The following is a 25,200-nucleotide window of genomic DNA, read 5'->3' on the forward strand; positions in this document are numbered from 1 at the left end:
CCCGTGGCGTTGCAAGGCCCTTTCCCTGTCCCGCGCGACCTCCCGGTTCCTCATCGACCCCGCTGTCCCAGCAGCTGCTGCGGTGACCTTACGGACGGCTGCCCGAGGGACGGGCGACGCAGGTCAGGTCCTTGACCGGCAGCCGACCGGTGGCGAGGTAGGCGTTGACCGTGGTGTCGACGCAGGATGAGCCGTAGACGCCGTACACCGCGTGCTGGTCGGCGCCGCGCAGGGTGACCAGGCGGGAGGAGGGCCACTTGCGGTGCACCGCGGTCGCGCCGTCGTACGTGGTGCGCGGGTCTCCCGTGGCGTTGACGAGCAGGGCGGGGAGGTCGTGCCTGATGGAGGTCGGGCGTTCGCGGGGCGGGTCCCAGAAGGCGCACGGGTTGAGGTTGTTGGTGACGGGGCCGAGCAACGGATCACGCTCACGCGCCCGTTGGACGTCACGCCAGTACACCTCCGGGTCCCTCGGGGCGGCCGCGTCACCGCACAGGATGGCGGTCTGGACGCTGCCGTAGTGGGAGTCGCTGCCGGTCAGCATGAACGCGAGAGCCTCGGAGAGCCACGGCGAGGGGGTGACCTGCCGACCCTGTGCCGCGCGCAGCAGGTCCTGGACCCCCAGTGCGAAGTCGCCGTAGGCGCTGTCGTTGTCCTGCGAGAGGCCGTTGAACACGACCAGGGGAACGAGGTGTTCGTCCACCCGGTACTTCCCCAGCCGCAGGGGGGTCCGGGCGGCGGCGGCCTGGACGCGGTCCACGGTCGCCAGCACCGCCCCACGGGTGCGGCCCAGGCCATACGTCTCGTCGCGGGCGGCGGCCCAGGAGGCCCAGTCCTTCAGGGCGTGACGGTTGGCCTTCTCAGTGCCTCGCAGCAGGCGCGGTCCGTAGCGGGCCGGGTCGATGACACCGTCCAGGACGACCCGCTCGGTCCGGCCGGGGAACATCGTGGTGTACACCTCGCCGAGGTAACTGCCGTACGAATAGCCCAAGTACGAGATCCGTCGCTCACCGAGAGCGGCACGGATCACGTCGAGGTCGCGTGCCGTGTTGCGGGTGGTGACGTACGGCAGGACGTCCGCCGCGTGGCGTCGGCAGCGCTCGGCGAGGTCCTTGGCGAAGGCTGTGTTCCGGTCGAAGCCGGCGCGGTCGACCCCCGCGCTTCGGAACGCGGAGCCGGTCGGCCAGTGGCAGTCCAGTGGGGTGCTCCGGCCGACGAAGCGGGGGTCCACACCGACCACGTCGTAGCGTGCGGCGACGTCCTTCATCGCGGCGCGGACCCACGGCGGGTCGCCGAGCGTCTGCCCGCCGGGGCCGCCGCCGTTGAGCAGGAGCGGACCGACGCGGTGGCGGGTGTCGGTGGCGCGGATCCGGGAGATCGCGACGGTGATCGTACGGCCGCCGGGGTCGCCGTAGTCCAACGGCACCCGCACGTCGGCGCATTGGGCGCCCGCCTCCTCAAGCTCTTTGCCGGTCGCGTCGTCGGGGCCGCGCACGCAGCTCTTCCAGTCGAGGCTCTGATGGTGGAAGCGGGCAAGGGGGTCGGAGGCCGCCTGGGCCGGGAGAGTCGTGGCGGGTAACGCGGTCAGGGCGAGAGTGAGGGTGACCAGGCCCAGGGCGACTTTCCTCGCCGTTGCCGAAGTGCCGTACGGCGAGGGGGTGGAGCGGATCACTGACGTTTCCCTTCGATCGGGGGTGTCGCCCGGGAGGGCGGGTCTTCGCAGAACGCGGTCTGTACGACGTCGAGGAAGTCTTCTTCGGCCTGGAGCGTGGCCGGTACCTCGTTGAGCGCGACGGCGACGGTCCGTCCGCCCGGACCCACCGCGGTCAGGGCCCGATGCCCTCCAGGAACGGTCCCGGCGTGTCCCCACCACCGGCCGCCGCAGCGCAGCGGCGAGGAGATCAGGCCGAGCCCGTACCGGGCGCCGGGCCAGAGGCGGTCGGGGTCGGCGGCCACCGTGCGCCGCATCTCGGCGAGTTGGGCCGCGGGCAGCAGCCGGCCGCCGAACAGCGCGCTGATGAACCGGCTCAGGTCGTCGGGCGAGGAGACCAGCGCGCCGCCGACCCCGCCGAAGGTCGTGTTCCAGGCGGTGCCGTCCACGAGACGGCCGTCCTCCGCCGTGAAGTAACTGCGCGAGTGCGGTCCTCGGATGCGGATCTCGTCCCCGGGCCAGTACGTGTCGCGCAGTCCGAGGGGCCGGATGACGCGACGGGTGATCTCCGCCTCCGGCGCGTGTCCGGTGACTTCACGGATGATCATTCCCGCGAGGAGGTAGTTGGTGGTGGCGTAGTGCCAGGCACCGCTCGGGCGGGGCAGGTCGAGGGCGCGGGCGACGAGTTCGCGTGGCTCGAAGTGGCGGTACCGCAGGCGTTCGAACTGCTCCCATTCCGGGGCGTCGAGGTAGTCGGGCAGCCCGCTGGTGTGCCGCAGCAGCTGCCGTACGGTGATGTGGCGGCCGTCGTATCCGTTGCGCCGGATGACACCTGGCAGGTAGCGGTCGACGGGGGCGTCGAGCGCGAGCCGGTGTTCGGCGGCGAGTTGCAGGACGACCGTCGCGGTGAACGTCTTGGTGACACTGCCGGCCCGCAGTCGGTCGGTTGCGTTCATGGGGCGACCGGAACCCAGGTCCGCCGTTCCGGCGCTTTCGGTCCAACTCCCGCAGCGTGCGGGCGTGTTGGTGTTTCTGACGAGAACTACGGCCCCGGTGATCCGGTCCCGGCCGGTCAGGGTGCGCAGCGCCTGACGCAGTTCGGCGTGAGGTTCGCAGACGGGCTGGGGCCGGGCGGCGGGCTGGGGCGCGGCGGCGGGTTGTGGGGCGGCGGCGGGCAGTGGTGTGGCCGCCTGTGGTGCGGCGGAGGGCAGTGGTGCGGTCGTCTGTGGTGCGGTGTCCGGTAACGCTGCGGCCGGAGCGGCGGGCATGACGACAGCGGCCAACAGGGCTGCTACGCCTGCGCGTCCACTCGTCGTCGAGGGAAGAGGGAAGAGCGCCATGCGCCACAACGCTAGGCAGGCGCCGCGACGAGGTCACTCGGGCTGGCGGGCCCTTCGCGGGTGGGGGCAGCCGTAGCGAGAACCTCCGGCACACCCCAGCACCGGCCGGCAGGTCGACGCTCGTGTGGTCTGTGACACCGCTGTGACCGGAGGTGTGGGTTCCACCACAGCTCACCCGAGGAACGCCTGGTGAGGTGGACGGATGCCGACCCTCCCCCGCACCTCAGCATCCGTCCTCGCCGCGACTCTGCTGCTCGCCGCCTGTGGCACCGAGGGTGGCGCCCCGCCGGGCGGTGAAAACGGCGAAGCCCCTGTCCAGGCCGAGGTGTTGTGCCCCACGGACCACTCGGCGTACGGCGACACCCAGCCCTCCGAACCGTCTCCCCGCCCCTCCGGCCGGCCGTCCGCATTGCCCCTGCCCTCCGCCGAGGGCGCGACCGAGAACGGCGTCAGAATCACCGCGTTGCACTCCTGGGGCCCGGAGAGCGGCTGCGCGGGGGTCGACTACAGCGCGGACTTCGAACTCACCAACCAGCTGACAGAAGCAGCCACTTACACCCTCACCTTCGGGTTCCTGTCGGCGAGCGGCGGTGCGGTCGACCACGGTGAGCGGACCGTCGAGGCGGTCGGGCCGGGGCGGACGGTGAAGGGAACCGTCACCATGAACGAGACACTCGGCAACCCGCCCGCGGTGACGGGCGTGGAGGTGACCAAGGTACGCAGCGTTCCGGCAGCCGAGGCGTCCTCCGCCTCGGGAACGTGTCCGAAGTCGGGCGTGCACGTCTACGCCGACGAGGGGGACGCGGCCATGGGCTTGCGGGTCGTCGGCCTGCATCTGGTCAACTGCGGCACGCTTCCGTACCGGCTCGACGGCTATCCCGAGCTCGAACTCCAGGACGAGGCCCACAAGCCCGTGGACGGCGTACGGATCCTGGAGGGGACCGACCGGATCAGTACCGGGCTCGGAGGGGACGGCAGCCCCGAGGCCGTGGTGCTGGGACCGGGTGAGGCAGCGGTGATGAGCCTGGCCTGGCGCAACACCACCCAGGCCGGGGAACCGGTGAACGCGCCGTACGTCCGGGTGTGGGCCAGGCCCGCTGCCACTCCGGTGATGGTCGTACCGGAGCTCGATCTCGGCACGACCGGCCGGCTCGGCGTCGGCCCGTGGCGCAAGGACGAGACGAACCGGGGTGCCGGCGGTACGCGTCCGTGACCGCACTCCTGGTCGACACGACGCGTCGATGGGGTCGCGGCCGTCCGCTCGCGCGAGCGCTGCGACACAAAGCCCCAGGTCATCGCCGCCACTCTCCCGCCGGAACGAGCACCGCACACGTCCCGAGCGGCAGCTGTGCCGGGAGGTTTCCGTCACAGAAATGATGTGTGCCGCGCCTGAATGGGAAAACGAGACCGTAACCCAAGGAGGATGGCATGGCGGGCGATCGGATCGGACTGGCTGAGGTGCTGGCGGCGGCTGAGGACGCCGCGCCGGTCAGCTCTCTCGATGTCGTGGCACGCAATCTGCGCGATCGATTCGGTGCCCGGTACGTGTCCTTCCTGTTCGTCGACATGGTGGGCCAACGCCTGCTGCGGGTCAGCGAAGAGGCCGGCGCGCCACAGGAGCGGTACGCCGAGCAGGTCTCGCTCATCGGTGACGGTGCGTACGGGGAGGTCCTGCGCACCCAGAAGGTCGTGTGCGTTCCCAAGGCCGGGGAGGGTGTGAGCGTCTTCGCGCCCGTCTCGAACCGGGGCGACACCATCGGCATCCTGGAGCTCGTCCTCACCCGCACCGACGAAGACGTCCTGGAACAGGTGGAGGAGGCCGCGCACGCGCTGGCGTACATCATCGTGACCGACCGCCGTTTCACCGACCTCTACCACTGGGGCAACCGCACCACCCCGGTCAGCCTCGCCGCCGAGATCCAGCGCCAGCTCCTGCCGTCGGCCGCCTCCTGCGAGGCTCCCGAGTTCGCCCTCGCCGGCGCTCTCGTCCCGGCCGCGGACATCGCCGGTGACACCTACGACTACTCGCTCGACCGGGACACCCTGCACCTGTCCGTCACCGACGCCATGGGCCACGACGTAGACGCGGCCCTCATGGCCACCCTCCTGGTCAACGCCTCCCGCGGTGCACGGCGGGCCGGGGCGGGCCTCGCCGAGCAGGCGCGCTCGACCCACCAGGCCCTCCTCGACCACGGAAGACGCACCTTCGCCACCGGCCAGCTGCTGCGCATCGCTCTGGACGGCAGCACGGCCCAGCTCGTCAACGCCGGGCATCCCTGGCCGCTCCGGCTGCGCGGGAGCGAGGTCAGCGAGGTTTCCCTGGCCGTCAACCTGCCCTTCGGGGTCGTCGGACAAGGCGCGTACCGGGTGCAGGACATCGATCTGCGTCCCGGTGACCGCCTCGTCCTCTTCACCGACGGCATGGTGGAGCGGCAGGCGGAGAAGGTGGACCTGCCGGACCTCCTGCACGACACCGCGGCCGAGCACCCGCGGGAGGTCGTGCGCACTCTCGTCGACGCGGTCACCGACGCCTGCGACGGCCACGTACTGGACGACGCGACCGTCCTGTGCCTGGACTGGCACGGCCCCCGGCCCACCGACCCCGCGGCGGCGGGCGCCTGAGCCGGCGAAAAGGCTCCCTAGGTCGACCTGATTTAGTCGTCGGAAGGTGGTCGGGGCATGATCTCCGCTGTGCATGAGGACGAGAAGGCTCGCGGGAGCGCGCCGTACGCCCTGATCGAGGCGGAGCACGGCCACAGCTGGGGCGTCTGCGCCGAAGTGGACGGGCTGTACGGAGAATGCCAGCGCGGGACGTACGAGTTGTTCGGCTGGGTTCCGGAGGGATCCGACGTCGCGAACTGGATTGGCAGCAGGGTGTGGCTGGTGCCGGAGGATGAGGCATGCGATGCCTGGCTGCTGGAGGACGTGGAGAGTTTGGAGCAGGCCTCCGGGACGGACAGTCGGGTGCTCACCGGCCTGGACGACTACGAAGGCCCGCCCGAGGGTTACAGGGGGCGTGTTCGCGTGCACGACGGGCATCGATGGCTCGGCTCCTGCCGGGAGTTCACCCGCGTCCTGTCGTCTGAGCAGGCACCTGCACCACTTGTCCTGCGAGGGTTCGCCCCGAGTGATCGGCTCAGGGCGGCACTGGGCAAGGGCACGGGCCGGGCCCTGGACCTGGAGGAGGCCGCGTTGGAGGTATGGGACGGCCAAGGAGAGATGCTCACTGAGCGGCTGCTGTGGACCACGATCAGCGCCTGGCGCCCCTCCTCTTACGGGGCGGACCTGATAGACCTTGAGCTCGACGGAAGCGGCTTCACACCGGTCCCCGAATACGCCAGGTCGACCTGGGAGCGGTGGCTCACTGGACCGCCGGCCGCCATGAACACCTGGGCCGGCCTCGACACTCGCCGCCGCGGGGCCTGGCATGACCTTGTACGCGAGCGGGGCTGCCGACGATCCCACAGTAACCGGCCGACCGGTCACGCCTACGAACTCGACGGCCGTTACGTCACCGACGAACCAGCCCTCTACCTGTCGCTCGGCGAGGCGGTCAACGGACCCGGCGGCTACTTCGGCGGCTGCCTCGCCGCCCTCGACGATTGCCTGCGCGGCACCTTCGGCTACACCGCTCCCGCCACCTTGCTCTGGCGAGACGCCGCGACCGCGCGCGAGCACCTGTCCCACGCCCTGACACCGGACGGCCGGCCCTACGACTTGTTCACAACAGTCCTTGAAACTCTGGCCGAGGGCGGCATGGCCGTCACCTTGGCATGATCCGCTGTCCGATCTCTCTGACGCTCTTGCACAAGGGCTCCAGCTGTCGAACCGTGCCAACTGGAGTGCTCAGCACCATCTGAAATGGCTTGTCCCAAGGTCGGTCGTCGACCAGGATCAGCTCATGACAACCAGAAAGGGCCATGCCTTCTAGGCAGCCCGCTCCGCTCTCCACCGCTGTCGCCGCAGCGCAGTACCCGCCGGTTGTGACCGACCGCCCCACCCAGGAGAGCCCACCGTGCAGAGGACCGTCCTCGTTCCCTACGCCCATCTGCCCCATGCCCTCCATGTTCTTACCAGTACCGTCGACGTCTTCGGTACCGCCCACTGGCTGCTTGCCGACCCTGTTCCGCAGCCTGGCGACGCTGTCCGGCCCTTTGACGCGCTGGTTGTCTCCGTCGATCCGGACGGCAACGCCGAACTCACCGAGCTGAGCGCCGTGCGCGCCCGCAGGCCGCGCCTGGACCGCCTGCCCGACGGTGGGTTCGTAGTCGCCGCGTCTCGCGCCCGCCGATACGAGGACGCCAACCAGGTCCAGGTCTTCGACACGTTCGGCCGTGAGACCTTGTCCTTCTCCGTCGGGGACGCCATCGAGCACCTGCTCGTGGACGAGGCCAGCCGTATCTGGGTCGGGCACTTCGACGAGAACCCCGTGGGAATCCGCTGCTGGAGCGCCACCGGCCAACTTACTTGGACATCACACGACGCCGACATTCCCGGCCTCTTCGACTGCTACGCCCTGAACGTGTCGGGCACCATCGCCTGGGCCTGCCCGTACACGGACTTCCCGCTCGTCGAGATACGCCCCGACCGCACCCACCGGCCCGTGAGAGTGTGGGCGAACCGCGTACGAGGCGCCAAAGCGGTGGCAGTCCACGGTGAGCAGGTCGCCTTCTATGGAGGGTACGGCGAAGAGCAGGACCGGCTCGCCCACGGAGAGATCGTGGAAACATCCGTCGAGCCGTCGGACGCAGGCCTGCTCACCCTGCCCGATGGCTCTGCCCCCGGCCGTCGGCGGGTTGTCGGCCGAGGAAGCAGGATCTACGTCCAGGCCGAGCCGTTCACTACCTGGGGCGTGTTCGACCTCAGCAGCTGATCCCCCTTCGGACCTCGCAGTGAGCAACGTGCCGCCGTCCCTCGTCCACCGGATCATCAAGTACGACCCTGCAGACCGTGATGAACACGGCCACTACACCGGTGCCGAGGAGGCGGTCAGTGACCGTGGGCTCGTAGAAGCCGCTGACCTCGCGGTGATCGCCGCCTTCGCGGAGGCCTCAGGCATCGATCGGCTGGAGATCCGCGAGCCCGCAGTCACCGGGTTCGTCCACTCGACGTGCAGCCGTCGGATGGGACACATGGTCTCTGGTCTCGGCGGACTCATCCCGTCCGATCTCGCTGGCCACCACGACTGGGCCGAGGGTTTCCTTCCGGTCGCTCTGGAGCCGGTCGAGTCGTGCTCCGCAACGAAGGTCAACAAGCCTTCGAACTGCCGCACCCGTCGGAACACGCTTCAGCGGCGTCATGACGGCGCCCCGACCGGCGGCATCACGACCCTCCAACTCCCCCTCACAGGGCCGGCGTTCAACCGAACGGCTGAATCCCCGCACAGCTTATGGGCGACGCGGAACGGCCCTGTAGGTCGGCACTCTGGTTTCGCCGCCGCATACGGAAGGTGGCGGCGGAACCAGGAGGAACCCCCCACCATGCGCAGCAACTTCAGCAGGCGTCGGCTGCTCACGACCGGTGCCGGCGTCGCGCTCGGCGGTGCCGCCGCCGTAGCCACGCAGAGCACGGCGAGCGCCGCCCCGGCCGGCGGCACGTCCCTCACCGGTGTCCGCGAGGAGACGCGCTCCCTCGACGAGCTCTACGAGGCGGCGATCGCCGAGGGCGGCAGGCTCGTCCTGTACCAGGGCGGGGACGTCGACAGCCAGGCCGCCGGGGTGCGGACCGCGTGGGCCGCGCGCTTCCCCAAGGTCGAGCTGACGGCCGTCGTGGACTACAGCAAGTACCACGACGTCCGTGTCGACAACCAGCTCGCCACCGGCACCCTGGTCCCGGACGTCGTCCAGCTCCAGACGCTCCAGGACTTCACCCGCTGGAAGCGCGAGGGCAAGCTGCTGCGCTACAAGCCGGCCGGCTTCTCCAAGGTCCACAAGGGCTTCAAGGACCCGGACGGCGCATGGACGGCGCTGATGGTCATCGCCTTCAGCTTCATGTACGACATCCAGGGCGCCGGAGCCGACGCGCCGAAGACCGCACTGGACTTGATCGACCCGCGCTGGAAGGGCGCCATCGCCTCCTCCTACCCCAACGACGACGACGCGGTGCTCTACCTGTACCACCTCTACCAGCAGCGCTACGGCTGGGACTGGGTGGCGAAGTTCGCCGCGCAGCAGCCACAGTTCGCCCGTGGGACGAACACGCCGGGCGCCGCGGTGAACGGCGGGACGAAGACCATCGGGGTCGGCGGCTCGGGCAGCCTGCTGTCGTCGTCCAGCACGGTGAAGTGGGTCGTGCCCGGGGGCGACCACCCCTTCATGGCGTGGGGCCAGCGCGCCGCGATCCTGAAGAAGGCGGCCCACCCCGCGGCCGCCAAGCTGTACCTGAACTGGCAGTTGTCCGAGGAGCGCCAGAAGGCCGCCTTCAACGGCTGGTCGGTGCGCACCGACGTCACCCCGAACCCGAGCCTGAAGCCCGTGTGGGAGTTCCCGAACGCCCACGTGGACGGCTTCCCCGCGTTCATGGAGGACCGGGCGACGGTCGAGCGCCTGAAGCAGACCTTCTCCCTGTACTTCGGCGAAGTGCAGGGCCCCCCGTCGCCGGGCTGGCTCGGCCTGCACCCCGGAGCCTGACATCAGCGCGGGCACGGCAGCACCTGGGCGCTTACCGCAGCCTCACAGGTCGGGCCCTAGGATGCGGTCCCTGTGGTCGCGTCCGGACGGCCCGCACCAGGGAGCAGCAGCCGTGCCCGTCCCCCGTCTCGCCGTCCACCGGTCCGCCGGGTTCGCGCGGTGCCTGCCGCACCTGGTGTTCCTGGTCGCGGCCGGCGGGACGCTCGTACGGCTCGTCGAGCTGAACCATGAGCTGTGCTGGCGGGTCGCGCCGCCCACCGCCGCTATGGCCGTGCTCTACGCGGCCGGACTGGCCCGGTGGGACCGGCTGGGCCGGGCCCGGACGCTGCTGTTGGGCGTCCTTCTGCTGCTGTGGACCTCGGTGGTGCTCTCCCTGACCGGCGCACTGGCCTCCGGATACGCGTGGCTGGCGGTGCCCTTCGCGGTGCTGACGATGCGGATGCCCACACGCGCGGAGCGGGCCGTGACGCTCGGCGTCATCACGGCACTGCTGCCGGCCCTCCTGGTGCGGGCCTACGGCGGGTTCGACCTCGAAGTCCTGGCACCGCCGGTGGCCGCCGTGTGGGCCACCGTGCTGCTGTACCGCGACCAGCAGCGCCTCACCCGCGAGTTGTCCGACACGCGCGGCGAACTGGCCCGGCAGCAGCGTGAGGCCGGGCGGCTGGCGGAGCGGGCGCGGATCGCCCGGGACCTGCACGACACGCTCGCGCAGGAGATCGCCGGCAGCCGCATGCTGCTCCAGGCGGCCGACCGCGACTGGGAGCGCCGTCCGGAGGCGGCCCGCCGACAGGTGCAGGTGGTCACCGAAGCCCTCGGCGAGCACCTCGCGCAGACCCGCGGCATCATCCAGGACCTGACCCCGCCGGTGCTCGCGAGGGACGGTCTGGAGTCGGCGCTGCGCGACCTGTGCGCTCGTACAGACGCCACCGCCGGGACGCCCCGCGTCACCTTCCGTACCGAGCACGCCGCCTGCCCGCTGCCCACCGAGCGGGCCGTCGCCCTGCTGCGGGTCACCCAGGGACTCCTCGCGAACGCCTGCGAGCACGCGCGCGCCGACGAAGTGCAGGTCGTCCTGGTGTACGGCCGGCAGGGCGCGGCGGCCGTCGAGGTGCACGACGACGGGACGGGCTTCGACCCCGCCGCCGTACAGGCAGACGAGAAGGACCGGGGCTTCGGGCTCGACGCGGCCCGGGAGCGCCTGGTCGCGCTGGGAGGTTCACTCACCGTCGACAGCGCACCGGGACGTGGCACCCGCGTGTGTGCGGCGCTGCGGGAGGCGGCGGGTGCGCAGGCCAGGGTCCCGGTGGGCGCCCTGTGAGCGAGACCGCCGAGGCGCCGCTGCGGATCCTGATCGTCGACGACCACATCGTCGTACGCGCCGGTCTGCGCGCCCTGTTGGAGGGCGAGCCCGGCTTCGAGGTGGTCGGTGAGAGCGGGGACGGCGTCGAGGCGGTGCGGCTGGTCGCGCGGCTCGCTCCGGACGTGGTGCTGATGGACCTGCGGCTGACGGAGCCGGGGGCGGCGGGTGGTGCCATCGACGGGATCGAGACGACCCGGCGGATTCTCGCGGCGGATGCGCGGGCGCGGGTCGTTGTGCTCACGAGCTACGGCAGCCAGGCCGATGTGCTGCGGGCCGTGGAGGCGGGGGCGCGCGGGTACGTCCTCAAGGCGGGCCCGCCCGAGGAACTGTTCCGCGCGGTGCGTGCCGCGGCGGCCGGGGGGCTCGCGCTGGCCCCGGAGGCCGCCGCGAGTGTCGTGGGGCGGGGCGCCGAGGTGCCGGTGCTCAGCGAGCGGGAGATCGAGGTCGTCCGCCTGCTCGCGGAGGGACACAGCAACCGGGCCATCGCCGGCGCGCTCTTCCTGGCCGAGGCCACGGTGAAGACGCATCTCGTCCGGATCTACCGCAAGCTCGGGACGGAGAACCGCGCGAGCACCGTCAGCGAGGCGGTCCGGCTCGGGTTGATCGAGCTGGTCTGACACGCTCCGGGACTGGGAAGCCTGGGCATGGCCGGCGACCGCATCGTCCGTCGTGCAGGCGGGCAGCTGTCACCTGTCGATCCAACAGCCTGGACCGGCACGGCAGTTGTGATGCCCCAGGAGGACCGAGCCGCCTGTCGGAGCGAAGGGAAAGACGCATGATCGCCTCCCCGACCGCCTATTGGGAACCGTTGTGGGCGGGCGGCCGGCGCTATCGGCGCATCACCGACATCGAAGAGCGGCTCCTCGCCGAGCACCTCGGACCGGGCCACGGGCGACCGGCCCTGGACGTGGGGTGCGGCGACGGTTCCCTGTCCCGCCATCTGCACGATCGCCTCGGGTACCGGACCGTCGGGATCGACTGCGCACCCAGCGCCGTCGCCCTCGCCGCCGCGCCGGGTACGAGCGATCAACTGCGCTTCCAGGTCATGGACTTCGCCACCGACGACGTGAGCGAGCTGCCCGATCCGGCGTACAGGGTCATCACGTGTCGGTTGGTCTTCCGGTTCATCGCCGACAAAGGCTCTTTCACGGACCGGGTCCGTCAACTCCTCGTGCCCGGCGGGACTTTCTGGGTGGTGACCGAGCTCGCCGACCGGCGGACGGACGACGATCCCCGCAAGAGCCTCGGCATCACCGCGTCCGACGTCGAGCTCCTCACCTCCGGCTGGTCCAACGTGAAGGCCGTCGACCTCGACCGGCTGGCCTGCTTCGTCCTGCATCCGTAGCCCTGGGGCAAGTGCGGCGCTCCGCTTCCCCGCAGGCGTGCACCGGGCACGTGCGGACAGCTCGATAGGCGGACGGCATATGCCAGCAGTACCACCCCCACATCGCACGGCACATCACTGCCGCATCCGACGTACGACCCCTCATCCCGGCGCCCGGCCCGCTTCCCGCAGCGCAGTCATGGCCGACCGGGACTGGTGTACGACGTACGAACGACCGATCCCGCGGCAACGGCACCACAGGCGACACCTGGTGCTCTACCGTCACACCCTCACCACGGGCACCCGGGACGGGCGGCTCCCCCACCGGGCCGCCCTCGGAAAGTTCAACGGAACACCCATCCGGCCCCCGGCCACCCGCATAACGTGCCATGACCCGAACCGCTCCGCCTCCCCCGCCTTCTTGGGGTCCGTGACTTCCGGGCCCACCGCGCTAGGAGTTTTGGGATGTCCTACGACCGCTCGGAATTAGCCCTGCCGCACCGGCACGACGGGCGGGTCCCCTCCCCCACCGCGCTCCGGCCACCGTCCTCTCCGGCGGTCGCGGCGCGCCCGGGCAGCGGGGCCCGTCCGCGTTCGTGGTCCAGCTACCACCGTGCGTTGCGGGTCCTGCGTCGCGCCTGCCGCTGGCAGCGGCGCGTGGCGACCCTCGTCGCCCTCGGTTACTTCGCCGTCTTCCTCACGCTGACCGTCAAGGCCCCCGCCCTCATGTCCCGCCCGGCCCCCGGAGGGCTCCCCACCGGTCTGCTGCTCGCCGTGGCGCAGATCCCCGTCACCTGGCTGGCCGTCCTGCTCTTCGAGTACTCGGCACGGCGGTTCGTCGACCCGCTGGCCCGCAGGGTCAGCCGGTACGGCCGTCCGGCCGACGGGGACGGACGGCCCCGGACATGACCGACCTCGGCGGCTCCGCGCAGTCCTGGTCCCTGATCGCCTTTTGCAGCATCGTCACCCTCACCCTCCTGCTGTGCGTACTGACCGGCCCCGACCGCGACGACCTGGAGGAGTTCTACACCGGCTACAAGACGCTCTCCCCACTGCGCAACGGCCTGGCGGTCGCCGGCGACTACATCTCGGCCGCGACCGTGCTCACCATTGGCGGGGTCATCGCGCTGTGCGGTTTCGACGGGGTGGTGCTGGCCCTGAGCACCCTGCTGTCGCTGCTCCTGCTGATGTTCCTGCTGGCCGAACCCCTGCACAACACCGGCCGGTTCACCATGGGGGACGCGCTCAGCCGCCGTGTGCCGGGGCGGGCCGCGCGCATCACGGCGTGCGTGGTGACCCTGCTGTCGCTGATCCCGATGATGATCGTGCAACTGGCGGGCGTGGGTGAGCTGTTGGCGTTCATCCTGGGTTTCTCCGACCGGGGCATGCAGACCGGCTGCATCGTCGGCGCGGGCATCCTGATGATCAGTTACGCAGCCCTGGGCGGGATGCGGGGGACCGCGCTGATCCAGATCATCAAGACGGTGATCCTCCTCGGCTCGGGCCTCGTGGTGGCCGTGCTGGTCCTCGCCACCTTCGGCTGGCACCCGGGCACGATGGTCGACACCGCGGCGCAGCGCAGCGGTACCGGTCAGGCGTACCTCCGGTACGGCCTCCAGTTCTCGGACGGGCCGCACCCCGGACTGGACATGATCAGCACGCAGGTCGCGATCGTGCTCGGCGGGGCGTGTCTGCCGCACGTCACCATGCGGATGTTCACCGCGGGCAACGCCCGTCAGGTGCGGCGCACGATGTCCTGGGCGGTGTCCTCGGTCGCCCTGTTCATGCTGATCATCACCGTCGTCGGGCTCGGCGCCACTGCACTGGTCGGCCGCGAGCGGATCACGGCCGCCGATCCGCACGGCAGCACCGCCTATCTGCTGGGCGCGCGCGCCGTGTTCGGGGCCGACGTGTCCCGCGTCGAGAGCCTGGTGTTCAGCACCGTGACCACGGCGATCTTCCTGACCCTGCTGGCGTCGGTCGCCGGGATGACGCTCGCCTGCGCCAACTCCCTGGCCCACGACGTCATCGCGTCCCGGAACAGGGCCATGTCCCCGCTGCGGGAGATGACCCTCGCGCGGGTCTGCGCGCTGATCGTCGGCGTACCCGTGCTGCTGCTGGCCACGCTCGCCCAGCACCGCAGCCTCCAGCCGCTGGCCACGCTCTCGTTCTGCATGGGCGCCTCCGCCATCGCCCCCGCGCTCGTCTACTCGCTGTTCTGGCGGCGCTTCAGCAAGGCCGGACTCCTCGGCACACTGATCGGCGGCTCGCTCGCCGTCCTGGTGCTGATGTCGGGAACCCGGCTCGTCTCCGGGACCCCGACGTCGGCCTTCCCGGAGACCGATCTGAACTGGTTCCCCTTCACCACGACGGCCCTGGTCTCGGTGCCGGTGGGCTTCGCCTGCGGCTGGCTGTGCACGATGCTGAGCGGCCGCCGCAGCGCCCGCCGCGCCCGCGAGGGCTACGCCGCCATCGAGCAGCTGATCCTCGCCGGTCCCCCGAGGCGGCGGCCGAGCTGGAGCCCGGACGAACTGTGAGATGTGCCGTCCCCGGGAAATCACCGTCGTCCTGGTGTCGAGAACGCGGGTGCGGCTCCGTCCCCGGTACAGCAACGGCGACGAGCGAGAGGAAACGGCCATGGAAGCGAACGAGATCATCGAGGTCCTGAACCGGCCCATCAGCCAGGAGCTGCTGGCCCGCGACGTGACCCGCCTGGCCTACGTCGCCAAGGACGGCACGCCCCGCAACGTCCCGATCGCGTTCACCTGGAACGGCTCGGAGATCGTCATGTGCACCACGAAGAACGCTCCGAAGCTCGCGTCCCTGAGCGAGAACCCGGCGGTCGCCCTGACGATCGACACCGAGGTGCACCCGCCCAGGATCCTGCTCATCCGGGGCCGGGCCGAACTGGACTTCGTGGACGGCATCCCGGACGAATACCTCCAGCCGACCAGCAGCTACGAGATGACCGCCGAGCAACGGGTCGAGTGGGAGGCGGAGGTGCGTTCCCTCTACTACGACGGCATGGTCCGCATCGTCGTCACCCCCACCTGGGCAAAACTGATCGACTTCGAGACGACTCTGCCGAGCGCGGTGGAAGAACTGGTCCGCCGGCGTGAGGAACGACAGCGGGCCTGAAGCCGGGATCGCAGCCGATGGAGCCTATGCCGCGATCTAGTCCGCATAGCGGGCCGTGACGCACTCCTTTTCGTCGCCCGACGCCGAGTTGAAACAGGCCCGTACGGTGGTTCCGGGGCTGATCGGGCTCATGAGGGTGTGGACGTACGTGTCCGCCTGGCTCGGGGTGGTGACGCGCGCGGTGTGGTGGGAGCCGTGGCTGCCGTCCGTCGTGATCTCGACGCGGTCGCCCACGGCGGCGCCCCACATCCGGGCCCAACTCGTCCCGCACGGACGGCTGTAGCGGATCTGGATCCAGGCACCCGTGGCGGTCTCGTGCTCGGCGAGGGTCAGCGGATCGGCACCGCATCTCGTCGTGAGCGGGTCCTTGTCGTGACAGGTCGAACGGCTGCACAGCGTCCCGGTCGCCGTAGCGGGCGGCGGGGACGGTGGCGGCGCCGTTCTGCGGTGCAGTGAAGGAAGGTTGATCAGTACTAGCGCGCCGATGACCACGGCACAGGTCGACGCGAGGGCGGTGACGACATCCGCGCGGCGGAGCCTGCCGGCCATACCGGTGCGAGCAGGCGTGCGCGTGGCCTCGACGGTGATCGGGGTCGTCGGCGTCAAAGCAGCGCCGGACGAAGCCGCCTCTGTCGGCGTGCCGCCGTCCGTCCGCTGCGTGCGAGCGATGTCCAGCAGTGCCAACGCGTGGTCCGCGGGCTCGCCCGCGAGATGGCACAGCTCCTTGACCGCGCTGCGCGGCGGCAGGCCCTTGCCGTTGAGATAGCGCTCCCAGGACGACCTGCTGTAGGTGGTGGCCGCCGCGAGCCGGGTGAGGCTCAGCCCGGTGCGCTGCCGCAACTCCTGCAAGACGGAGGCGAGTCGGGCGCCCGGCGGCGAGGGGGCGCTGGGTGTCATCCCCGCAGCGCCTTCCAGGAGTGCGGCCCCAGCATGCCGTCGACGGTAAGGCCCTCACGTTGCTGGAACGCCTTGGCCGCCCGCAGGGTCAACGGGCCGAACATGCCGTCGATCCCGCCGGGTGAGATGCCCGCCCGGCGCAGCAGACACTGCGCCTCGGCGACGTCGGCGCCGGAGTCGCCGTAGCCGATCTCGGTGTTGCGGCCCTTGTTGATGCCGGCCGACCACCGTCCCTGAATCCGGGTGATGTGACAGGTGTAGGAGGGCGGCGGGGAGGTCGCTGCGCTGCGGGGTACGGCGCTGATGACCGCCGGGGTGGCGTCGTCGTCGAGGCGCAGCACGAGAAGCAGTGCCGACAGAAGGGCTACGGCCAGGGCGGCGACGCCTGCCGTGAGGGCGAGGTGCGGGAAGCGCGCGGCGGCTGCTCGCGGTTCCGGTGCGCTTCGCTCCTCCCGCGTCGGACCGACCTGTTCGACCCCTGCTTTTTCGACCCCTGCCTGTTCGACCCCCGTCTGTTCGACCCCTGCCTGTTCGCGCCGCTCCCCGGCCCGCGCCCGACGGCTCCCCCACGTCTCGACGGCGACCTCGCGCAACGCGAGCAGCGGTACGGGATCCGTGCCCGTGATCCGGGCCAGCGCCTCCACCGCCTCCCGCGGCGGCAGCGCGGCCCCACCGAGATATCGCTCCCACGACTTGGCGCTGTACCCCGTCTTGGTCGCAAGCTGCCGCATCGTCAGCTCGCTGTGGTCCCTGATCCGGCGCAGATCGGTCACCAACTGCCGTGCGCTGGGATCGAGTTCCGCGGGCAGCGGCTTGGAGCGCGGCATGTATCCCCCAAAGCGGTCGTCAGCGTGGTCAGACGCTCGAACAGCGGCCCCCACCGCTGCTGCGCATTCTGCATGAGCGCGTCACATCTGTCACAGGTGTCCCACATCGTCGTCCCGCTGGACGGTATCGCCGCAGGTCAGCCGGGCCTGCGTCCCAGAAGTGCGTCACCTGCGACCTGACCGTGGCGGCTACCCCCGCTCCCCCTCCACCTTTGCACCACAGCGCTCTCCAGCCTCCCCCAACCGAAGGAGAACCCCGCCACCATGGGAAGACTCGGCACCCTCGCTCGCGCGGAAGACGCGAACTCCCCGCATCAGGACCAGCGCCGCCCCAACACGCCCTGGCGGATCCGTATCGGGACGTTCGCCGCCACCGCGGCCATGGTCTCGGCCGGCATCGTGCTCGGGGCCGGTCCGGCGTCCGCGGCGCCGGCCCCGGTCAGGCTGACGTCCGCCTCCTGTCCCGCCGAGATCGTGCAGGGCCAGACGAGCGGCTGTGTCACGGAGTTGCAGAACCTGCTCAACACGCACGGCGCCGGTCTCCAGGTGGACGGGCAGTTCGGATCCGCCACGCTCTACGCGGTCCGTGAGTACCAGGCCGCCACCGCGATCGCCGTGGACGGGCGGGTGGGCCCCGCGACCAAGAGCAAGTTGTACGCGACCGGCGGCTCGGCTCCGGCCCCCATCAACCTCAACTCCTCCTCCTGCCCGGCGAATCTCGTGCAGGGTGCCAAGAGCGGGTGCGTCACCGAGCTCCAGCGGCTGCTCATCCACCACGGCTACTCGATCGACGTGGACGGGGACTTCGGCTCCGGCACCGCGAGTGCCGTGCGCAGCTTCCAGTCCGCCCACGGCCTCACGGTCGACGGCCAGGTCGGCACCAACACCAAGCGCGAGCTGTACGACACCGACGAGTCGCCGTCGACGGGCCTGGACCTGCGGTCGGCGTCCTGCCCGGCGAACATCGTGGAGGGGCAGAGCGGGGGTTGCGTCGCCACGTTGCAGTCCCTGCTGAACGGCAAGGGGCACAGCCTCGACGTCGACGGCAGCTTCGGCCCGCAGACCCTGGCGGCCGTCAAGGCGTTCCAGTCCGCGAGCGGTCTGTCCGCCGACGGTGAGGTCGGCCCGAACACCAAAGCCGCGCTGTACTCGAACATCGGCGGTGGCGGCGGCAGCGGCGCACCCGCGCCGGTCAACCTGAACTCCTCCTCCTGCCCGAACGAGATCGTGCAGGGCCAACGCAGCGGCTGCGTCACGGAGTTGCAGAGCCTGCTCAACCACCACGGCGCCGATCTCGCCGTCGACGGCGACTTCGGCCCGCTCACGGGCAGCGCCGTGCGGGACTTCCAGTCCGAGAAGGGGCTGTCGGTCGACGGCAAGGTGGGGCCGAACACCAAGGCCGCCCTGTACGGCGCGGTCACCCCGCCGTCGTCGCCCGCGCCCGGCGGCGGTTACGCCAAGATGCTCGACGTGGCGGCGGCCGAGGTCGGCACCGCCGAGGGCAGCGCCCGCGCCAACAGCTACGGCTCGGCGGTGGGTCTTTCGCTGTCCACCAGCGGCTACGCCTGGTGCGCGACCTTCGTGAGCTGGGTGGCCAAGCAGACCGGAGCCACCTCCTACCGCAACACGTATGTCTCGGGCTGGGTCAAGCAGGCGCGGGCCGGCAACTACCACCTCTCCGTGACGAGCAACCCGCAGCCGGGTGACATCGTGGCCTTCGACTGGAACGGCGGGAACGACTTCACCGGCGGGCACGAGCACATCGGCATCGTGCGGTCCGTGTCCGGCTCGTCCTTCACCACCGTCGAGGGCAACACGAGCAACCCCAACGGCGGCGGCGACGGCGTCTACGTCAAGTCCCGCTCCACCAACAGCAGTTACGACGTCCTCTTCATCAGGGTCCGCTGAGCCCCTGAGAACCCGGCCGGCCGTCCGACCTGAAAGCGTTCAGGCGACGGCCGGCTCTGTCGCGCGCAGCGACAGGGCCTGCTGGTAGCGGCGCAGCAGGAGCAGGGCGGTGGCGGCGAGGCCGGTGAGCAGGCCGAGCCAGACGCCGACGGTCTCCAGGCCGGCGAGGTGTCCGAACAGCCAGGCGGCGGGCAGGCCGATCAGCCAGTAGCCGACCAGGGTGATGCGGAAGCCGCTCTTGGTGTCGTCGAGGCCGCGCAGCAGACCGACGCCGATGTTCTGGGTGCAGTCGAAGAACTGGAGGACGGCCGCGACCAGCAGCAGGTTGGTGGCGATGCCGGTCGCGCTGTGCCCGTCGGCGGACGACGGGTCGAGGAACGGGCGCAGGACCAGGCCGGGGACGGTGAGGTAGAGGACGCCGACCACGGCCATCACGGCCGCCGCGCAGGCCAGTGCCGTGTTCTTGATGCGCTGGGCCGCCTCGACGCGGTCCAGGGCGAGTTCGCGGCTGACGTTGAGGGACGCGGCGTGCGAGAGGCCGACCGCGATCTGGAAGACGATGTAGATGAGCTGGTTGACGGCGGTGTGCGCGGCCAGTGCGGCGCTGCCGAAGGTACCGATGAGCAGGGCGACGACGGAGAAGAAGCCCGCCTCCGAGCCGTAGGTGGCGGCGATGGGCACGCCCAGGCCGGTGAGCCGGCGCAGGGTGGCCGGGCGGGCCTTCCAGATCCGGATGTCCAGCAGCGGGGCGAGCCGGGGATCGCGGCGCGCGGAGCCGTACAGGGCGAGGCAGGTCAGCAGGTACACCAGCGAGGTGGAGATGCCGATGCCGGGCAGACCCAGCTTCGGGAAGACCCAGGTGCCGTGGATCAGCAGCCAGTTGAGGCCCGCGTTGACGGCCACCGAGGCGATCGTGATGCGCAGTAGGGCCTGTGGGCGGCGCATGCCGACGGTGAACTGGCGGACGGCCTGGAACCACAGACAGGGCACCAGTCCCGGGGCGAGGGTGAGGAGTACCGGCCAGGCGGTGGCCACCACGTCCGGATCCTGGCCGAGGTGGGGCAGGGCCCGGCCGATCAGCAGCATGACGAGGGCGCCGACGATCCCGGCGAGGGTGGCCAGCGCCAGCGCGGCGCGGACCACGTCCCGGACCTCCCGGGTCGCCGCCTCGGAGAGCTCCTCGTCCTCGTCGGGGCGGGCGGAGGCGGCGGACACCTGGTTGCCGACCGCGGTGACGAGGCCGACACCCATGGTGCGCAGCTGGTTGAAGACGACCATGGCCAGGCCGCCACCGGCCAGTGCCTCGGCGCCCATCAGGCCCATCATCACCGTGTCGGTGGTGGTGAGGGCGACCTGGGCGAGCTGGGTCAGGGCGAGCGGTACGGCGAGGGTCGCCAGGGCGCGGCTGTCGCGGAGCAGGGTGGTGAGCGGTGTCGGCATCGGTGTCAGTTCTCGCGGAGGGATATCGGCATCGGCGGGTCAGTTCGCGCGATGTGGCGCGTCGGCGTCGGATCGGTGGTGCTCACGGAGTGTCGTCAGCAGTTCGTCGATCTCCCGCTCGACGGCCGGGGCGATGAGGTCGCGGTCGTGCATCCAGTCGTCGTCGAAGACGGTGTCCATGTACTTCTCCCCTCCGTCGTTGACCAGCGCGACCATAGTCGTGCCGGGCGCCAGCGAGGACATGCGGTTGAGTGCCTCGTGCACCACCCCGCCCGCCGAGCCGCCGATGAGGAGGCCCAGCCGGCGGGCCAGCACCCGCGCGGTGGCGAACGCCTCGACGTCGCCGACCTTGACGCCCTCGTCGAGCAGCCCGTAGTCGACCATCGCGCCGATGGTGGCGCCCTCGGGCGTGCCGGTGCCGGACTGGTAGTAGTCGTGGGCGGGCGGCCCGAAGGCGATCGACCCCTTGGGCTCGACCCCGACGATCCGCACCCCGGGCACGGACGTGCGCAGCTCCCCGCCGGTCCCGAAGAGCCCTCCCCCGGTGCCCACGGCGCCTATCAGGATGTCGATACGGCCGTCCAGCGCGGCGACGAGTTCATGGGCCAGGGGCCGGTAACCGTCGCCGTTGGCCATGTTGTTGTGCTGCTCGGTGAAGTAGGCGTTGTCGCTGTCGGCCGCCAGCTTCTCGGCGAACTCCTCCCGGGCGGCCGTGGCCAGTTCCTCGTCGCCGTCCTCGGCGACATAGACGAGTTCGGCACCGAGCGCCTTCATGCCGCGCAGCTTGTCGGCGGCGGCGTGGTGGTCGACGACGGCGGTGAAGGTGTAGCCGCGCTCGGCGGCGATGACGGCCAGGCCGAGGCCGGTGTTGCCGGAGGTGGATTCGACGATACGGCCGCCGGGGCGCAGCAGTCCGCGGTCCTCGGCGTCGAGGACCATCTGCCGGGCCATGCGGATCTTCGCGGTGCCGGTGGGGTTGAACTGTTCGAGTTTGAGCAGGAGTCGGCTGCCGGTGGCGGTGCGGCACAGTTCGAAGAGCGGGGTGTGGCCGATCAGGTCGGAGACCCGGCTGACCACGGCGGGACGCGCGAGCGCCTTGTCCATCGGATGGCTCCAGGGTTCGAGGGGGCGAGAGTCAGGCGAGTGGAGGGCGGTCGAACCGCCAGCGGGTGCTGCCGCCGTTGGTGTCGAGGACGATCTTCGGGGGGAGCGGAAGCTCGTGGAAGGGGGACTCGTTGGAGTCCATCTGGTATCCGGCGGTGTTGGGGTAGACGAGCAGGTCGCCGACGGAAGGGCGGGTGGGCAAGCGGACCTTGCGCCAGGTGACCATGTCGGACTCCAGGCAGGTGGCACCGCCGACGCAGGCCGCGTACGGCTCTCCCGGCCCGGACCGGGAGAGCAGCACCGGGTCCGGCAGGTACTCGCTGTCGAACCACTGCTCGGACAGGCTGAGGCTGCTGCCGTCGACGGTGACGATGCCGTAGCCGTCACGGTCCTTCACACCCTGGACGCGGAAGACCGTACAGCCGGCCCTGTCCAGCAGCGCCCGCCCGGGTTCGAGCAGCAGCCGCACCCCGGCCTCGCGCAGTCGCCCGGCGAGACCGTCCGCGGCGAGGACCGCGCGCAGTGCGTCCGGGCCGGCCACCGGAGAGTGGTACGGGTAGAAGGCGCCCGGGGCGAAGGACTTGCCCGCGTGATAGTGCTGGGGCCGCTGGTCGCGCAGATAGCGTGCCCAGTGCTGCGCGTCCGTGTAGTCGACCGCGAACCCGCCGCCGATGCTGATCCGGTCGGCGCGCAGGCCCGTGGCCCGCGCTTTGAGGCACAAGTCGGCCAGTTCGAGGGCGAGTTCGGCCCGCGGAAGGGGTTCGTAGCCTGACAGGTGGAAGGAGAAGCCCGCCATCTCCACTCCGGCTTCCCGGCATCGCGCGAGTGCGGTCTCCAATTCCGTGTCGTCCAGGCCGAATCGGCTGTGCGGTTGCGCGGGCGGAAGGCGTCGCAGCAGCACGCGCGCGGGCCGACCGACCGCGATGACGCGTTCCAGCTCGTCGAGGGCGTCCACCGCGATCAGACACCCCTGGAGCACGGCGACCCGCAGCAGGGCGTCGGCCTTCGCGGGACCGGTGACGACGATGTTCTCGCCGCGGACCCCGCACGCCAGCGCGTCCCGGAGTTCACCGGTGCTGGCGACGTCGACTCCCGTACCGGACAGGGCGCATTGCTCGATCCAGGCCGCCGCCTTGTTCGCCTTCTTCGCGTAGTACACCCGCCCCTCGACGCCGAACTCGGCGAGCACGGCCGTGAAGGCGGCGGCGTTGGCTTCGAAACGGTCCGGCAGGAGGAGGTGGAAGGGGCCGCCGAGGGCGTGCGACAGCTCGTGCGGCAGCGGTCCGGACAGGATCGCGTCGAGCTGCGGGTCCGGGTGGGCCGGCAGCGGCGGGGCCGCGGTCGTGCCGGTCACTGCCACAGGGACACCCGCGTTCCCAGCCCCTGCTCGATGGCGAGCTGCGCGAAGCGGTGGCCGAGGGCGATGTCGGTGACGACCAGGCCGCTGTTGTAGGCGAAGATCCGCTCCTCCGCCGAGCGCCGGCCCGCCACCCGTCCCGCCAGGACGTCGGGGAACTCGGCGTCCACAGCAGGGAAGTTGCCGTTGTCGTCGGCCATGTCGGTGCCGGTGACCTTCATCTGCGCCGCGCTGGTCGCGACGACCCGGTCCGCCCGCTGGAGCGTGGAGGGCGCGATGCCGTGACCTACGAGGATCGACAGGGCGCCCGGTTTGAGGTCGTCCGACTCCACGGCGGCCCGGGTGTGCTGACCGGCGGTGGCCACCACGACGTCGGCTTCCGCGGCGGCGGTTCGTACGTCGTCCACCACCTCCAACTCCCGTTCGGGGAAGTGGTGGTGGAGCTGCTCGCGGACCGCGGCGAGGCCGTCCGGGTGGATGCCGTGGACCATGAGGCGGTCCAGTCGGGGCAGGGTGGTGAGCAGGAAGGGCAGTGCGAGGCGGCCCTGGGTTCCGGTGCCGATGACGAGGGCGCTGCGGCTGTCGGGCGGCGCGCACTCGCGGGCGAGGAGGGCGGAGACGGCGGGGGTGCGCAGGGCGCCGATACGGCCGCAGTCCATCATCGCGACGGGCAGGCCGGTGACGTCGTCGTAGACGGTGAGCGTCGTGTAGTAGTGCTGCTGGTCGCGGGACTTGTCCAGGCCGTGCTTGTACGAGGTCTTGATCGCGACGACCTCGCGGACTCCGTCACGGCCGAGCATGGCGTACGAGACGGAGTGGCCGTCCTCGGGCTTGACGGTGAGCTTGCGGGGGTTGGCGGACCTGCCGTCGGCGAGGGTGCGGTACGCCTGCTCGACCACGTCGACGACGTCGGTCAGCGAGATGTCGATGCCGGCGAGGTCGCTGGTGCTCAGGATGCGCAGGGTCTTGTCGTCCGTGCGTGCGGAGGTGCCGGTCACGGCTGGTCCCTTCGAACGGGGGTGTCTGAGCAAGGGAGTTGGCGGGAGATCACAGGAGCGCCACGAGTGCGGACTGGCCGTAGCCGTGTTCGTCCGCCTCGGTGTACGGGCGGCTGCGGCGGCCGGGGACGCGTACCGAGGCCCGCTTGAGCCAGCGGTCGGTGCCGTCGTAGCGGGCCCTGAACGGCACCCGGCCGTGGACGACCATGTCGTTGTCGACGACCAGGACGTCACCCGGCTCCAGTGCGACGGCGACCGAGACGCGTTCGAGTTCGGCGGTGAGGCGGTCGTAGGCGGCGCGGTGGACCGCGGGTGCCTCGTCGAGCGGGGTGTAGGCGGGGTCGTAGCGCAGGGTCGGGCCCGTCTCGGTCTGCCACAGGGTGGGGACCTTCGGCGGTTCTCCCGCGAAGGCACGGGCCTCGGCGTAGGCGTCGTCGGGGAGGATGGGGAGCACCGGGCGGGACAGCAGCGCGATGTCGTCCGCGTCGAGGCGGACCTTGCGGATGCTGGCCGCGGTGGTGGCCACGGCGTCGTGGTTGCGCATGCAGGCGAGCAGCAGCAGGTGGGCCCGGCCGGGGTGGAAGGCGTCCTCGGTGTGCGGGCTGAGCAGGACCGTGCTGCTCGCGCCGGTCTGTTCGTCCTCGTGGCCGGGCGAGGGCACGATGTTGTGCACGAACCGGCCTTCCTGCTGCCCTTCCCAGGCGATCGGGTGGCCCATGACGGTGGCGAGCAGCAGCAGGACCAGGTCCCAGGCCGCTGCGCGGTCGCCCGCGGTGGCCCAGCTGCCCGGTGTGGGGCCGATTCCGCCGTCGTCGACGGGCAGGCCGCGCAGGACGTACAGGCCGTCGTCGGTGTCGACCGGGCGGCATGCGTGGCGGATCGTTTCGCCCAGTCGGGTGGCGGACCTGGCGACCCGGCGGAGCAGTTCCGGCCGGGCGGCCGAACTGCCGAAGTCGGCAAGGATCTTGTGGGCGATTTCGGTCAGCTCGTCGACGGCGGGCGAGTCGAGCTGGCGGACGGGTGCGGCTCCCGTGGGCATGGCGAGACATCCCTTTCGGGGGGCGGGTGGGGGGTGGCGTTCGGGGCGTCGCCCTGTGCGCTTTCTGTGGGCCGGCTGGGCGATCGCTGCGGAAACGTAACAGGCGAAGTTAGGTTAGGCAAGCCTCACCTCTCTCGATCGCTCCCGACGGGCGATCCGTGCCTCACGTGCGCCGTTTCGCGCCCCTGTGC

21 protein-coding genes are annotated in these 25,200 nt (G+C 70.9%); 12 read left to right on the forward strand and 9 right to left on the reverse strand.

Annotated elements, in window-relative coordinates:
• Positions 1-88: 88 nt before the first annotated feature.
• Both AQJ54_RS34575 and AQJ54_RS34580 read right to left on the reverse strand, forming a co-directional pair.
• Entirely contained in the window at positions 89-1,669 is a 1,581-nt protein-coding gene (locus tag AQJ54_RS34575; RefSeq protein ID WP_062244159.1) for an alpha/beta hydrolase, read from the reverse strand.
• On the reverse strand, positions 1,666-2,859 hold the full coding sequence (locus AQJ54_RS34580) for a serine hydrolase domain-containing protein (RefSeq protein WP_428843814.1): 1,194 nt from the start codon (positions 2,857-2,859) through the stop codon (positions 1,666-1,668). The genes AQJ54_RS34575 and AQJ54_RS34580 overlap by 4 nt, the downstream gene beginning before the upstream one ends.
• A 331-nt stretch (positions 2,860-3,190) precedes the next feature.
• Between AQJ54_RS34580 and AQJ54_RS34585 the strand changes: the two genes are divergently transcribed.
• The 11 genes from AQJ54_RS34585 to AQJ54_RS34635 all read left to right on the forward strand — a co-directional run bounded on the left by AQJ54_RS34585 (position 3,191) and on the right by AQJ54_RS34635 (position 15,439).
• Positions 3,191-4,201, forward strand: coding sequence for a DUF4232 domain-containing protein (locus tag AQJ54_RS34585; protein WP_062244161.1), 1,011 nt, complete (start codon positions 3,191-3,193; stop codon positions 4,199-4,201).
• 215 nt (positions 4,202-4,416) lie between these two features.
• Entirely contained in the window at positions 4,417-5,610 is a 1,194-nt protein-coding gene (locus tag AQJ54_RS34590) for a PP2C family protein-serine/threonine phosphatase (protein WP_062244163.1), read from the forward strand.
• 57 nt (positions 5,611-5,667) lie between these two features.
• A complete protein-coding gene (locus AQJ54_RS34595) occupies positions 5,668-6,765 on the forward strand; it encodes a barstar family protein (RefSeq protein ID WP_062244166.1) in 1,098 nt (365 codons plus the stop codon).
• A 238-nt stretch (positions 6,766-7,003) separates the two neighbouring features.
• Complete coding sequence (locus AQJ54_RS34600; RefSeq protein WP_062244173.1) at positions 7,004-7,861, forward strand: hypothetical protein; 858 nt, start codon at positions 7,004-7,006, stop codon at positions 7,859-7,861.
• 607 nt (positions 7,862-8,468) lie between these two features.
• Complete coding sequence (locus tag AQJ54_RS34605; protein ID WP_062244424.1) at positions 8,469-9,617, forward strand: ABC transporter substrate-binding protein; 1,149 nt, start codon at positions 8,469-8,471, stop codon at positions 9,615-9,617.
• Positions 9,618-9,729: 112 nt separating this feature from the next.
• A complete protein-coding gene (locus AQJ54_RS34610) occupies positions 9,730-10,935 on the forward strand; it encodes a sensor histidine kinase (protein WP_062244176.1) in 1,206 nt (401 codons plus the stop codon).
• Positions 10,932-11,594, forward strand: a complete 663-nt coding sequence (locus tag AQJ54_RS34615; protein ID WP_062244179.1) for a response regulator transcription factor — start codon at positions 10,932-10,934, stop codon at positions 11,592-11,594. The genes AQJ54_RS34610 and AQJ54_RS34615 overlap by 4 nt, the downstream gene beginning before the upstream one ends.
• 158 nt (positions 11,595-11,752) lie before the next feature.
• Positions 11,753-12,322 carry a class I SAM-dependent methyltransferase gene (locus tag AQJ54_RS34620; protein ID WP_062244182.1) on the forward strand — a complete coding sequence of 190 codons (570 nt, stop codon included), beginning with the start codon at positions 11,753-11,755 and terminating at the stop codon, positions 12,320-12,322.
• A 444-nt stretch (positions 12,323-12,766) separates the two neighbouring features.
• Entirely contained in the window at positions 12,767-13,210 is a 444-nt protein-coding gene (locus AQJ54_RS34625; RefSeq protein ID WP_062244185.1) for a DUF485 domain-containing protein, read from the forward strand.
• On the forward strand, positions 13,207-14,838 hold the full coding sequence (locus AQJ54_RS34630) for a sodium/solute symporter (RefSeq protein WP_062244188.1): 1,632 nt from the start codon (positions 13,207-13,209) through the stop codon (positions 14,836-14,838). Before AQJ54_RS34625 ends, AQJ54_RS34630 begins: the two co-directional genes overlap by 4 nt.
• 100 nt (positions 14,839-14,938) lie before the next feature.
• On the forward strand, positions 14,939-15,439 hold the full coding sequence (locus tag AQJ54_RS34635; protein WP_062244427.1) for a pyridoxamine 5'-phosphate oxidase family protein: 501 nt from the start codon (positions 14,939-14,941) through the stop codon (positions 15,437-15,439).
• 36 nt (positions 15,440-15,475) lie between these two features.
• Here AQJ54_RS34635 and AQJ54_RS34640 read toward each other — a convergent pair whose 3' ends face one another.
• Both AQJ54_RS34640 and AQJ54_RS34645 read right to left on the reverse strand, forming a co-directional pair.
• Positions 15,476-16,336, reverse strand: a complete 861-nt coding sequence (locus AQJ54_RS34640; RefSeq protein WP_062244191.1) for a helix-turn-helix domain-containing protein — start codon at positions 16,334-16,336, stop codon at positions 15,476-15,478.
• Positions 16,333-17,163: a helix-turn-helix domain-containing protein gene (locus AQJ54_RS34645; RefSeq protein WP_062244194.1), complete on the reverse strand. Its 831-nt coding sequence runs from the start codon at positions 17,161-17,163 to the stop codon at positions 16,333-16,335. The genes AQJ54_RS34640 and AQJ54_RS34645 overlap by 4 nt, the downstream gene beginning before the upstream one ends.
• Positions 17,164-17,427: 264 nt before the next feature.
• On the opposite strand from AQJ54_RS34645, the gene AQJ54_RS34650 reads away from it, so the two are divergent.
• Positions 17,428-19,071, forward strand: a complete 1,644-nt coding sequence (locus tag AQJ54_RS34650; RefSeq protein WP_062244197.1) for a peptidoglycan-binding protein — start codon at positions 17,428-17,430, stop codon at positions 19,069-19,071.
• A 39-nt stretch (positions 19,072-19,110) separates the two neighbouring features.
• Here the strand turns inward: AQJ54_RS34650 and AQJ54_RS34655 are convergent, their stop codons facing one another.
• The 5 genes from AQJ54_RS34655 to AQJ54_RS34675 are packed head-to-tail and all read right to left on the reverse strand — an operon-like array spanning position 19,111 to position 25,009.
• The gene (locus AQJ54_RS34655) at positions 19,111-20,511 is read right to left on the reverse strand and encodes an MATE family efflux transporter (protein WP_062244200.1); all 1,401 of its coding nucleotides are present in this window, start codon (positions 20,509-20,511) and stop codon (positions 19,111-19,113) included.
• A 39-nt stretch (positions 20,512-20,550) separates the two neighbouring features.
• The gene (locus AQJ54_RS34660; RefSeq protein WP_062244204.1) at positions 20,551-21,615 is read right to left on the reverse strand and encodes a cysteine synthase family protein; all 1,065 of its coding nucleotides are present in this window, start codon (positions 21,613-21,615) and stop codon (positions 20,551-20,553) included.
• Positions 21,616-21,646: 31 nt separating this feature from the next.
• Entirely contained in the window at positions 21,647-22,975 is a 1,329-nt protein-coding gene (locus tag AQJ54_RS34665) for a type III PLP-dependent enzyme domain-containing protein (RefSeq protein WP_062244206.1), read from the reverse strand.
• The gene (locus AQJ54_RS34670; protein ID WP_211278615.1) at positions 22,966-23,970 is read right to left on the reverse strand and encodes an ornithine cyclodeaminase family protein; all 1,005 of its coding nucleotides are present in this window, start codon (positions 23,968-23,970) and stop codon (positions 22,966-22,968) included. Before AQJ54_RS34670 ends, AQJ54_RS34665 begins: the two co-directional genes overlap by 10 nt.
• 49 nt (positions 23,971-24,019) lie before the next feature.
• Positions 24,020-25,009 (reverse strand): TauD/TfdA family dioxygenase, encoded by a 990-nt coding sequence (locus AQJ54_RS34675; RefSeq protein ID WP_062244209.1) that lies wholly within the window; start codon positions 25,007-25,009, stop codon positions 24,020-24,022.
• Positions 25,010-25,200 lie beyond the last annotated feature (191 nt).

The sequence above is a fragment of the Streptomyces griseorubiginosus genome (assembly GCF_001514195.1).
Taxonomy (GTDB): domain Bacteria; phylum Actinomycetota; class Actinomycetes; order Streptomycetales; family Streptomycetaceae; genus Streptomyces; species Streptomyces griseorubiginosus.